The organism is Paenibacillus sp. JT31N7 (assembly GCF_059692095.1).
Genome location: NZ_JCAUAT010000009.1, coordinates 48367 through 59970, shown reverse-complemented (window position 1 = coordinate 59970; position 11604 = coordinate 48367). Strand labels below are relative to the sequence as shown.

At 50.8% G+C, this 11604-nt stretch carries 12 protein-coding genes; 1 reads left to right on the top strand and 11 read right to left on the bottom strand.

Translation table 11 applies throughout. The annotated features are described in order from the left end of the window. Positions 1-85: 85 nt before the first annotated feature. The 5 genes from AC58P5_RS25650 to AC58P5_RS25630 form a co-directional block, all read right to left on the bottom strand. The gene (locus AC58P5_RS25650) at positions 86-778 is read right to left on the bottom strand and encodes a CpsD/CapB family tyrosine-protein kinase (protein ID WP_497391683.1); all 693 of its coding nucleotides are present in this window, start codon (positions 776-778) and stop codon (positions 86-88) included. Continuing rightward, positions 759-1517 carry a YveK family protein gene (locus tag AC58P5_RS25645; RefSeq protein WP_497391681.1) on the bottom strand — a complete coding sequence of 253 codons (759 nt, stop codon included), beginning with the start codon at positions 1515-1517 and terminating at the stop codon, positions 759-761. The genes AC58P5_RS25650 and AC58P5_RS25645 overlap by 20 nt, the downstream gene beginning before the upstream one ends. A 55-nt stretch (positions 1518-1572) precedes the next feature. After that, positions 1573-1866, bottom strand: a complete 294-nt coding sequence (locus tag AC58P5_RS25640) for a PqqD family protein (RefSeq protein WP_497391679.1) — start codon at positions 1864-1866, stop codon at positions 1573-1575. A 15-nt stretch (positions 1867-1881) separates the two neighbouring features. Further along, a complete protein-coding gene (locus AC58P5_RS25635; RefSeq protein ID WP_497391678.1) occupies positions 1882-2994 on the bottom strand; it encodes a nucleotidyltransferase domain-containing protein in 1113 nt (370 codons plus the stop codon). A 264-nt stretch (positions 2995-3258) separates the two neighbouring features. Continuing rightward, complete coding sequence (locus AC58P5_RS25630; protein ID WP_497391676.1) at positions 3259-4050, bottom strand: tyrosine-protein phosphatase; 792 nt, start codon at positions 4048-4050, stop codon at positions 3259-3261. Positions 4051-4525: 475 nt separating this feature from the next. Here AC58P5_RS25630 and AC58P5_RS25625 point away from each other — a divergent pair, with 475 nt between their 5' ends. Beyond that, positions 4526-4900 carry a helix-turn-helix domain-containing protein gene (locus tag AC58P5_RS25625; RefSeq protein WP_497391674.1) on the top strand — a complete coding sequence of 125 codons (375 nt, stop codon included), beginning with the start codon at positions 4526-4528 and terminating at the stop codon, positions 4898-4900. Positions 4901-5268: 368 nt separating this feature from the next. Here the strand turns inward: AC58P5_RS25625 and AC58P5_RS25620 are convergent, their stop codons facing one another. The 6 genes from AC58P5_RS25620 to AC58P5_RS25595 all read right to left on the bottom strand — a co-directional run bounded on the left by AC58P5_RS25620 (position 5269) and on the right by AC58P5_RS25595 (position 11485). Beyond that, positions 5269-5787, bottom strand: coding sequence for a tyrosine-type recombinase/integrase (locus AC58P5_RS25620; protein ID WP_497391672.1), 519 nt, complete (start codon positions 5785-5787; stop codon positions 5269-5271). 199 nt (positions 5788-5986) lie between these two features. Continuing rightward, positions 5987-6946: an LCP family protein gene (locus tag AC58P5_RS25615; RefSeq protein WP_497391670.1), complete on the bottom strand. Its 960-nt coding sequence runs from the start codon at positions 6944-6946 to the stop codon at positions 5987-5989. Positions 6947-7227: 281 nt separating this feature from the next. Then, entirely contained in the window at positions 7228-8049 is an 822-nt protein-coding gene (locus AC58P5_RS25610; RefSeq protein WP_497391668.1) for a carbohydrate ABC transporter permease, read from the bottom strand. Then, positions 8049-9026, bottom strand: coding sequence for a carbohydrate ABC transporter permease (locus tag AC58P5_RS25605; RefSeq protein WP_497391666.1), 978 nt, complete (start codon positions 9024-9026; stop codon positions 8049-8051). Before AC58P5_RS25605 ends, AC58P5_RS25610 begins: the two co-directional genes overlap by 1 nt. 59 nt (positions 9027-9085) lie before the next feature. Beyond that, entirely contained in the window at positions 9086-10417 is a 1332-nt protein-coding gene (locus tag AC58P5_RS25600) for an ABC transporter substrate-binding protein (RefSeq protein WP_497391664.1), read from the bottom strand. 459 nt (positions 10418-10876) lie between these two features. Continuing rightward, positions 10877-11485: a pentapeptide repeat-containing protein gene (locus AC58P5_RS25595; RefSeq protein ID WP_497391662.1), complete on the bottom strand. Its 609-nt coding sequence runs from the start codon at positions 11483-11485 to the stop codon at positions 10877-10879. Between the last annotated feature and the right edge of the window lie 119 nt (positions 11486-11604).

Below are 11604 nucleotides of genomic sequence, written 5' to 3'. Positions count from 1 at the left end.
GTCTAAGGCGACTAGCGCCCACGGCATGATCGAGTGCCTACGGTGATAAAGGTGCGGTAGGCATGACCTTGTTTCGGAAGAACTCTTACTTACTTTCGCCGTAATAGGAATAGTAAGAAGAACTATGTTTAGTATTCGCTTTATTATTGATCACTACGCCGAGTGGTTTGACTCCTACATGTTCCAAACTATCGACCGCTCTCTTGGCTACTTCCCTTTTTACCTTTCCATGATTCAGGACCAGGATGACGCCCTCGCATTTGGTTGCCAATATTTGAGCGTCGGTTACAGCCAGGATAGGAGGAGAATCAATTAATACGATGTCGTACTCCGCTTTTGCCTGTTCTATAAACTGCGTCATGCGTTTGGAACCTAACATTTCAGCCGGATTAGGAGTGGCGGGCCCTGAAGGAATCAAATACAGATTGGGCAGATGAGATGGAATGGCGACTTCACGAATCGGGACTTCACCCAAGAGTAAATTGGTAAGACCGCTGCGATTGGAAATCCCGAATAACTTGTGCATCGTGGGTTTACGTAAATCAGCATCAATCAACAACACTTTTTTCTCTTCCTGAGCGTAAGTTATGGCTAAATTGGAAACCGTGGTAGATTTACCTTCTGCAGGCTGAGCCGAAGTTACCAGAAGGGTTGTAATCTCTCTATCAATGGAAGAATATTGTATATTAGTCCGTAATACCCGATAAGCTTCGGAAATTTGAGATTTGGGATTGATATCCGCAATCATTACCTTGCTATTATTGGTTGACGCCAGCATAAGCCGTTTCACCTGCCATTTTTTTATGAGGCTCCGAAGGAGCATTATTTTTGAGATCCGCTGTTTTAATTTTTGAGATCACTGCAAGAGTGGGGGCTCCCAAATATTTCTCGACATCTTTTTCCGTTTTAATCGTGTCGTCCAAATGCTCGATTAAGAAGACCAGACCTACGGAGAGCAGTAAAGCGACAATAAAAGCAGCCGCGACGTTAAGCTTAATATTTGGAGTGACGGGGCCGACGTTATCTGTGGCTTTGGCTTCGTTTAGTATCGTTACGTTGTCTACTTTCATAATTCCGGAAATTTCCGCTTTGAAAACATCCGATACGGCATTGGCCAACTTAGCCGCCGTTGCATAATCAGCAGCGGTCGCCGTTATGGTCATGACCTGCGTATCCGCTATGGAGGTAACTTTTGTCATACTGGCCAGCATATCCGCGGTTAGACCTCCACCCGTAAAACGGGATGCCACTTTTTCCATAATGGCTGGTGTCTTAATAATTTCCTTGTACGTATTTACAAGCATGATGTTAGTGTTAACCGCGTTATAATCAAGAATGTCATATCCTTGGTAACTGCTGGATTTGTTAACCACAAGCTTCGTACTTGCCGCGTATTGCTTACCGATAAAAAAATAACTGATGATTCCGGACATTAAGGTTACAACGAACACGGTAATTAGGATCAGCCAAATACGCTTGCGGAGAACTTGGATATATTGGTTTAAGCCCGATTCCATCTTTTTGCCTCCATATTCAAATTGTTACATTTTGTATCATAATGCGTACATTTTTTTAGCTTTTAGCAACCTCAAGACTTCCCGTACACGTCGTTATCAAACCATATTGGGATAAATCATGCAAAAATACGTTCACATCGTTAAGTCCTTGATCCATTGTGATTTCATACTCTTTAGTTAACTCCATGACAAGCTCCTCTAAGGTCTTAGGAGCATCAAGCAGGGACCAAATATACCCGCCGACTTCGTTTAGTTTGGTTATGCTTTGATGAAGAGTATGAACAATCAAGAAGTCCCCTTCCGTTACCCAAATCTCTGTGTCTGCATGCCGATGATACCTTTTTTCCATTAGAAGTTCTCCCGCTTATTTTGATGTGAGAAATATTTTCTTTATCGTACTCCTCAATATACGCCAGCGATATCGGTAAATTTGATAGACACCAACCGCCTTGTTTGATACCTCTCTATGAACATTTTCCGAAACACTTGGAATAATCATCTTTTTTAAAAGCAGCCCTATGTAGCTCCAGCGATCAATTGATTTCAATCTGAAAAGAAAAGTTTGGATATAATAACGAGCCCTTTTATTCTCAGTCGCCGCAGCCTTCATCTCCCCGTATTCCCAGCCCGCTGAACCTTTCCTTATAAATCTCTCATCCATACGGCAATTCTTAAAAAGAAATTTAGTTTCCGTACAAGCTAAGATCAATCTATTCCGGGTATGCTCCTCTTGCGCACGCCGGTAAATGTCATCCCAATCGAAAATTTGCGGTTGTATCTGAATTAATTGAAGAATATCAAGTGAATATCTGGGAGAAATCATGTAATGCTGAGCTCCATGCAAGCAAATCATGTAAAAAACGTCTTCCGGCGACAGCTGCCTCACATATGAAAAATCAGATAATGGCGAGCTCCTCAGCCAAAAGGATTGATGATCGATTTTGTAGAGTTCATTTCTTGCCAAAGCCCAGTGGACTTCGACATCTATCTGGATACGTTGAGCATTTGTTTTTTGTAAGACGATATGATGATCCGATCCATATGTTTCCTGGATGCTATACCCTGCACTTTCTACAAGTTCGATCGCTTTGTTTAAATGATCCGGTTCTACCAAAAGATCAATATCGGTGGTTCCCCGGGCACCTGTATGCCCAAAATAGGTTTCCGCAAAATGAACTCCTTTCAAGAGCATCACAGAAAGCCCCGTTTCTTCAAACAACCGGAGCAGCCGGTCTGTTTCTGTCTTGACCAGCAAGTTCTGGAACAGGGTCGCTTCCGCCTTGCGCTTCAGATGTTCCTGGAGAAAGAGGGGGAGCTCACCGAGTCTCCCTTTCTCTTTCAGCATGTGGTACACCTGAGCCGAGATGGAAAATAAGTCCAAGTCTTCCGCGATCTGCCCGTATTCTTCCTCAGTGAAGAAGAATGCACCGTGAACCACATACAGGTCGTTCATAAATCGGATGAGAGGCTGTGTCATTTACATGTCGGACTGCCTGTGTGACCGCCGTTATCGCATGGATGCGGCTTGGACGGCTTGGTCTCGAAAACGATCTGCTGATGTTTTAAAACAGTCGGTGCGATATACGCCTTCTTCACTAGCTTCACTCCTTGCGGATAATTATTTATGAAAGGGACTCTGCTACAGCGAGTATCCGTTTCACACCAAACAGATACAATTCGTATCTACAACATTAACTTTATGATACGATATGTATCTTGTCAAGCGAAAAATGACCCATTCCTACCCTTTAACTCGAATATTGAAAGGCCAGGGCCACAGGGCCCGCGATAGCGACACGTTACGAGCCGGAGCAGCCGGCACAATGACTTCGTCGCGTACGACGTACTCCGCGTTAGCCCGGTAGGCCGCGACCTGTTCCGGCCCCACCTTCCGGGCTGCGAGCGCGTACGCGTCCGCGAGGTGCCATTTCCTGACGACGACGTCATGGGCGTCGGAGGCCAGGAAATGGACCGCATTAGCGCGGCAGAGGCTCAGCGCGAATGCCTGCATCCGGCGGCCGTACTCCCCGGTGAGGGCTCCCGCCGTCACCTGGAGCAGCAGGCCGCCGTCCATCCACTCGCGCAGCAGCTCCGGCCGGCGCTGGATCTCGCTGCTTCGCTCGGGGTGCGCGAGGATCGGGACGATCCCGCGCACCCCGAGCTCGTGGAGCAGCTCGGCGAAGCCGCCCGGCACGCGGCCGCTCGGGAGCTCCAGCAGCAGATAGCGGGAGCCGCCGAGGGTGCAGAGCCGACCGTCCAGCAGGTCATCGAGAAGCCGGTCGTAGACGCGGATCTCGTGTCCGGGCAGGACGGTCAGGGCGATGCTCCGGCGGTCCAGCGCCTGCTGCAGGAGCTCTACGGCCTCCCGCACGGCCGGGGCTTCGTTGTCGTAGGCGCCGCCGTGATGAGGCGTCGCCACGACGCGGCTGATGCCCGCCGCCGCGGCGTGCTCCGCCATCGTCAGCGCGGCCTCCAGATCCGGGGCGCCGTCATCCAGCCCCGGAAGGATGTGGCAGTGCAGATCCGTATACATAGGGCCGCCTCCTTCATCCGGATTCCGGTCTGGACCGGGACAAGTTTTGCTTGCTTTTCATGAAATTTTCATGAAACTCCGCCTTCATTTTTTCATGAGTGGGCAGAAGTAACCCGGGCTTGGGACGATCGGATGATAGTTAGCGTATGCTTTCCATCTCAAATTATGATACAATCCCAAACATTACATAAGTGGTTAAACACCGAATATAATGTAAAAAGTTCTTTAAATTAAGGTAAAAACGGGATAAAAAAAGGGTTTATTAGGTGCTGCGGAGAAACATTTTATCGACAAATAGTTGCATTTTGTATCAAAAAATTTATAATTTCAGTATATCGACCTTTCAATGTAATCTCTGACGGGTAACCGTTGAGCCCTATTCAAGCGAGCGGTTGTTAGGTGATACCGGTTTAAACGATTGGCCGACGTGGTTATACTGGTTATTACTTTCTAGTGGAATGAGAGGAATTCTAAGATGAATAAACATGGGGATCGCATTGCTCAACTACGAGAAAAGCATGCTTTGACTCAGGAAGAGCTGGCCAACAAACTCGGCATATCACGCGCAGCATTATCGCATTACGAGACGAGCCGGCGCGAGCCGGATTTCGAAACGATGAACAAAATCGCGAACTTCTTCAAAGTGTCCGCCGACTTTCTGCTCGGAAGAACGACGAATCCGCATACCGTGCTCGACGAGGATGTAAGAGACTTCGTGAGCAGTCTGGAGCTTTCCGACGATAAGATCCTGGAGAAATTCGCATTATCCATTGACGGCCGTAAGCTGACTGCCGAAGAAGCCAAGCGTTTTATCGCTTTCGTGAGGGCGGAACGTTCGATGTCTGAGTAGGCGGCTCCGTTCCGTCTGCCGGACCTTTAGTCGGAAACGAGCTTAGAATAGCTGGATTCAAGTTCAGCTGGTCCACTAGTTTATGCAGATCAATAACAATTTCATCCGTCATTTTTATGGCACCCTCACCGATTTAGAGATGATATCATACCCAAACGTTTTGCTCATGAACTTAATTTATGATACAACTTGTATCTATGTCAAGCACATTTTGTATCCTTCACAAACCTTTCGACTCCTCCATCCCGGGTGTCGATTCTTTCTTTATCCGGGACCTTTTATGCAACCGCATACATTGCTGATTTATCTGCTTTCTAAGCCATTTCTGGCCCTTTTCGGAGTCTCCTTGAGTAATAAAAAGTAAACTCTCAGCCGCTGTTTCTTTTATCGATGCCGATGTATTTGAAGGTTACGGAAGGAGCCGAATGGTTAAACAAGTCGCGAAGGACGGAAATATTCTTCGTACGCTGATAATAATGGTAACCGAATGTCTTTCGCAGCGTATGAGTGCCGATGTCCTGCAATCCCACACGCTTGGCCGCTTCGTTTAAAATCCGGTAGACGCGGATGCGCTTGATCGGTTTGCCCGTTTTTTGCGAAGGAAACATATAGTCCTCGTCGTCCATATACTGGACATACTCACCGATGTACGCCTTCAGAGCGTCATCGATCCGGAACGATTTGCTCTTGCCGGTTTTTTCCTCCGTGATGCTGATTTCATTGCGGTCTTTCACATCTTTTACGCGGAGTCTCAAGATATCGTTGAGATGCAGTCCCGAATTAATGCCGATTGTAAAAAGAAGCCAGTCCCTCATGGAATGATTCTTCAGGACGTCCTGAAGCTCTGTAATCTTTTCGGGGTCACGAATAGGTTGGGCCACTTGCATGTAAGAAATCCCTCCATTAAATTAGTTAACCCATGGTATGATACATTTTGTATCAAGGGCATTATAGCATACCACATTTTGTATGCCTAGTCCTTTTGACGATCTTTTATCATTACTTAATCCTCATGTCCGCCTATGGGAATGAATCTTTATATCTAGGTCTAAAGGCTTCCTTTTGGTACGAATTGTATCATAATATCTAAAATAAATCTTCTTTTATTTTTTTGACGGCCTCGGAGTCGGGAATCCAGTAGTACAAGTTGGAGCCGACAAGCGGGTCTTCTTCGCGTCCGCTGCGCCCCGGAAGCTGGGTGTAACGGAAGTTGTCATGGCCGACCCCTTTGAAAAGCCAGGCCAGGCTGATCAGATCGGAATCCGAGAAATTCGTATCGAGAATATCCTTGCGCAAGGAAGGCAGAAGCGTCGCCAGCTGCGGGATTTTATCCGGCTTTAACAGTTCGATGGCAATGGAGCGAAGTACTTTGGACTGCTCTTCCTGCCGGCCGAATTCCCCCCCTTCCGCTCCGTAGCGTTCCCGTACGACTTTTAAGGCCGTGTCTCCGTCAATATGCTGCTGTCCCTGGGGAATCGTCGTTTTCTGCCATTTCAGATGCAGATCCTTCTCCAGCGTGAGATCCACGCCTCCGACTTTGTCGACAATCCGCTTGAACCCTTCGAAATTCGTTTTGGCATAATAGTTGATCGGCACGCCCAGGAAATCGCTTACCGTCTGCGTGGCCGTAAGCGTTCCCTGCTGATTGCCTCCCTTCGATTCCCCCACGATGTGCGCATGATTCAGCTTCGTCATGCCGACTCCCTTAACGGGCACACGCGTATCCCGAGGCAGGGACAGGATATTGACTTTGCGTTCGGTCGGTACGACATGAACCGCCATCATGACATCGCTGCGGGAAGGCTCTCCGCTGCGTGAATCGACACCGAGAATCAGGATGTTAAACGACTTCATGTCCGGTTTGGGCGGTTCCTGAACCGGTTCGGGTGCTGCCGCCTCGGCAGTTTGCGGCTGTGCCAGCACGGGGATATCCTGATTCTCGAAATGCCTGGACGGGTCCAGGCTCCAGTAAGCCCAGCCGCCGGCCGAAACCCCGATTACGAGAACACTGAGCGCAGCGATTTTCCATTTGGTTTTTTTCTTCAAGAAAGGACCTCCCTCACTCTCGTCATACGATACAAATTGTATCATCAAATGTTTTGGAAAACAACTGCCTGAAGTTCCGTTATTTGCTATAATATGGGACTTGCGATTCACGTCTTTTTCAGCCGCCTTTCTCTCTTTCCTCCCGTCTTCCGCCCTTGCTATCTTCTCCTCTCCGCCTAAACCGGCGTCCGGCCTCTTCCACCTTCCCCCCGGATACAAAAAAAGCCTGTATCCTCCTTCCGGAGAACACAGGCTTTTAGCTGCCGCCAAGCGGTTCGCGTTCAGCCTTTAATGGAGCCGGCAAGCAGGCCGCGGACAAAATATTTGCCGAGCAAAATGTAGACGAGCAAAGTCGGAAGGGCCGCCAGAATGGCTCCGGCCATTTGCACGTTCCACTGCACGATCTGGCTTCCCGACAAATTTTGCAAAGCGACCATGACGGGCTGCTGCTTCTGGGAGGTCAGTGTCACCGCGAACAGGAACTCATTCCAGATATTCGTGAACTGCCAGATACCGACAACCACGAAGCCGGTAATGGACAGCGGCATAATGATGTGGCGGTAAGCCCCGAAGAAGCCGGTGCCGTCGATCTTCGCCGCTTCCATGATTTCACCCGGCACGCCCGCGTAGAAATTGCGGAAGATCAGGGTGCAGATGGGCAAACCGTACACAACATGGACAAGAATAAGGCCGGGAATCGAATTATACAGGTGAATCGTCTGTAAAAACTGGATGAGCGGAATGAGAATGCTCTGATACGGGATAAACATGCCGAACAGCATCAGAGCAAACAGAGTGTCCGATCCGCGGAACTGCCATTTGGACAGCACATAGCCGTTAAGCGAACCGAACAGGGCGGACAGCAGCGTCGCCGGAACGGCGAGGTACAGACTGTTCAGGAAATTCGGCGCAAGCTTATCGAAGGCGGTCTTATAGCCCGAGAAGTCCAGTTGAGACGGCAGCTTCCACATCTGATCGAGTGTAATCTCGTTCAAGCCTTTGAAGCTGGTCACTCCGAGCACGTAGATCGGCACCAGATAAAGACAGGCCATGACGGCGAGCAGCACATAGAGCAGCGACCGGTTGATCTGCGCGAGACGCATCAGCCTTCCTCCTTTTTCAGACTCGAGAAGAGATACGGAACGATCAGCAGCGATACGAAAAGGAGCATGATGATAGCGATGGCAGCCCCCTGCGCGTAATGATTGCCCCGGAAGGTCGTCTCAAACATGTAGACACCCGGCACGTCAGTCAGGAACATCGCTCCCGGTCCGGTCATCGCGAAGATGAGGTCGAAGATTTTGAGCGAAATGTGCCCGAGAATGATCACGACGCTCACCGTAACGGGCCGAAGCTGCGGCAAAATAATTTGGGTGAACACCTGCCGCTCCGTCGCCCCGTCCATGCGCGCCGCTTCCCGCAGTTCGTCCGGAATCGCACGCAAACCGGCGAGGTACATCGCCATCGTAAAGCCGGACATCTGCCACACCGTGGCAATGACAACGGCAATGAGGGCGAGCGGAAGACCAAAGTCGATCAGCCCCCATGCGATGCTCGGAACGATTTCCGTGCTCGTGTACCACTTCGGCGGGTCCGTCACCCCGAAAGACTGCAGGATGAGGTTCACCCCCGTCGACGGATTGAGAATCCACTGCCAGACGACTCCGGTTACCACGAACGAGAGCGCCATCGGAAAAATAAAAATGTTGCGGAACAGCACTTCCGCTTTAATTTTCGCGTCTACCATCATCGCCAAGAAAATCCCGATCACCATCGTAGCCGCGATAAACAGGACGGTAAACATCAGCGTGTTACGGAGATCCGACTGAAAGCGGAAATCGCCGAACAGAAACTTGAAATTGCTCAAACCCGCGAAGGATAAATCCTTCACCAGCGTATTCCAATTGGACAACGATACGTATCCTGTCCAGGCGATAAAGCCGTATACGAACACCAGGATAGCGGCAAAAGACGGCAGCACCATAAGAAACGGCACCCACCTGCCGCCCTTCCGCTTGCGCCGGGGCTTCACACCCCGCTCTGTCTCTGCGGGCACATGCACCTCCGATTCCGTTTGCACAGCCACCAGCCTCCTTCCGGAAAAAGAAGGTCAGATGGTCGCCCACCTGACCACTTTCGTTATTTTTTCAAGCCGCTTGCGGCTGCCGCCTGCTGAAGCATCTTGGCGGTCTGCTCCACATCGCCTTTCGTCACGAAGATCGTCATCGCCTGGTTGGCCTGAGTCACGAATCCTTCCGGAGCCGCGGAACCGTGCGCCATGCTCGGCGTGAGCTTGCTCTTCTTGAACTCTTCGATCGTCTGCTTGCCGTAGGCGTCGTACTTGCCCGTATCGGCGTCGGTACGCGCCGGGATCGAGCCTTTCAGCGGGTTGAAGACGTCCTGTCCTTCGACGGAGCCCAGCACTTTCAGGAATTCCTTCACCGCTTCCGGGTCTTTTACGCCCTTCGGCAGACCGAAGGTGTCCGTAATGACCATGAAGCTGTTCTCGGTGTTCGGCGTCGCCGCCCAGCCGAAATCTTCATTGGCCTTCAGCTTCAGATCGGTGGTGAAGTAACCCTTCGCCCAGTCGCCCATGATATTCATGGCGGCTTCGCCTTTCGCCACGAGCTGTGCCGCATCCTGCCAGTTGCGGGCGGCATGGTCTTTGTTCGTGTAAGTAAGCATCTTCTTGAACGTTTCCAGCGACTGCTTCACTTTGGCGTCCTCGAAAGAAATCTCGCCCGTCCACAACTTCTTGTAGTCTTCCGGACCGAGCATGCCGAGCAGCACGTTTTCGAAAATCATCGTGGCTGTCCAAGGCTCTTTATCGCCCAGCGCCAGGGGGGTGATGCCTTTTGCTTTCAGCGCGTCGGCCGCCCGGATAAACTCGTCGAACGTCTTCGGCGCCTTCAGGCCGTTTTCGTCAAATACTTTTTTATTGTAAAAGAGAACGTTCCCGCGGTGGATATTCACCGGAACCGAATAAATGCTGCCGTCCTTGCTTACAAGGTCGATCAGGTCTTTCGGGAACTTATCCTTCCAGCCTTCCTTGTCGTACAGATCGTTCAGCGCCTCCATTTTACCGGCCGCCACCCAGCCCGTATTCAGCTCGGCGCCTCCGTGTACCTGGAACGTACCGGGAGGATCGCCACCCTGCATGCGGCTTGCAAGCACCGCTTTCGCATTCGTGCCCGCTCCGCCCGCCACGGCCGCGTTGACCAGCTCAATGTCCTTGTTCTTCGTTATAAAAAGATCAATGAGCCCTTTAAGGCCCGCTTCTTCGCCGGCACCTGTCCACCAGCTGAAAATCTCCACCTTTTTGGCACCGGCTGCCGCTGCCGACGGACCCGGCGAAGACGCCCCGGGTGTTGTCTGCGCTCCGTTTCCGCCGCTTTCTCCGGACCCGCAGCCTGCGAGCAGTGTCGTACCTATCGTCATGACGGAGAGTACCATGACCATCTTACGTTTCATGTGATCGATCCCCTTTTCCGTTATATTTATGGGTTGTATCGTCGATGTATCCGTTTACATAAATATCGTAGCACAGGCTGACGGCCACTGGCCGCGGAATCATCTGCACAAGTTTGTGCGGGTTCTGGAATGATTTGCGGTCCGTGAAAGCGCCCTCTGTTTATTTTCAAAAACCAGCATTATTTTACGCTGCCGGGTCTTCATCTCCACAAAAAAATCCATCCCGCTCTAATAACGGAATGGATTTCGCCGGGCGGTTTCCGCCTCCCCGGTCTGTACCTATAAGCGGGTATATTTGGCCATGCGTGACGTAGCGGGAATGATTCTTTCTCTCATCGAAGCATGCGTTCCGGGCAGCACGCGCCGCAGTGGCCGTTCTGCACAGCCTGATTTTCCGCCGCGTATCGAGGAAAGGAATCGAAGGGAAGCGATCGGATCGCTTACCTCATTCTTCCCGGTCTAATCCTCCACCTTAGCCCCATAAGCGCGCAGGAAAGCGGCTCCCTGATGAGCGTCCATGCGGGCCCCTTTTATATCGAGCGACATAAAATCGACCCCGTCCATGAGAGCTCCGCGCAGGTCTGTCCCCTGCATCCGGGATTTGCCCATTCTCGCCCGGGTCAGATCGGCGTCCCTCAGGTCGGCTTTTTCCAGGTTGCAGGAATATAAATCGGCCTCTACCAGCCGGATTCCCCTCATGGACTGCTTCGATAAATTCGCAAATCGCAAATTCGTATAAGACCAGTCTCCCCCGGTAATCGTAATTCCGTCCAGAGAAGCCTCGTTAAAATCCGAGCCGATCATCTTGCACTCCTCAAATTTGGCGACAAAAAAATTGGCTCCCCGGAACCTGCAGTTGGTAAAAGCGCTCCGCTTATGCGAAGAGGCGTTAAACTGCGCTCCCGAGAAGTCGCAGTCGATAAATTGGCAGCTCTCGGTCCAGGCTTCTTCCAGACGGGTCCCGATAAAGCGGCAGCGTTCGAACGTGCAGTTCCGCAGCTCTCCCTCTCCCAAATCGCGTCCGCTGAAATCCGTCCCGGTGTAAGTTTCTTCTATATAAGCATACATAAGTCCTCTTCCATTCCATAAGTGTGTATAGGTTCTAAAAAAACCCGCTTACCGCGCGGTTTCAAAGCTTGCACGGTTTGCCGCCCGGCGCCGCTGTACCGCTTGGCTCCAGGCGGGCT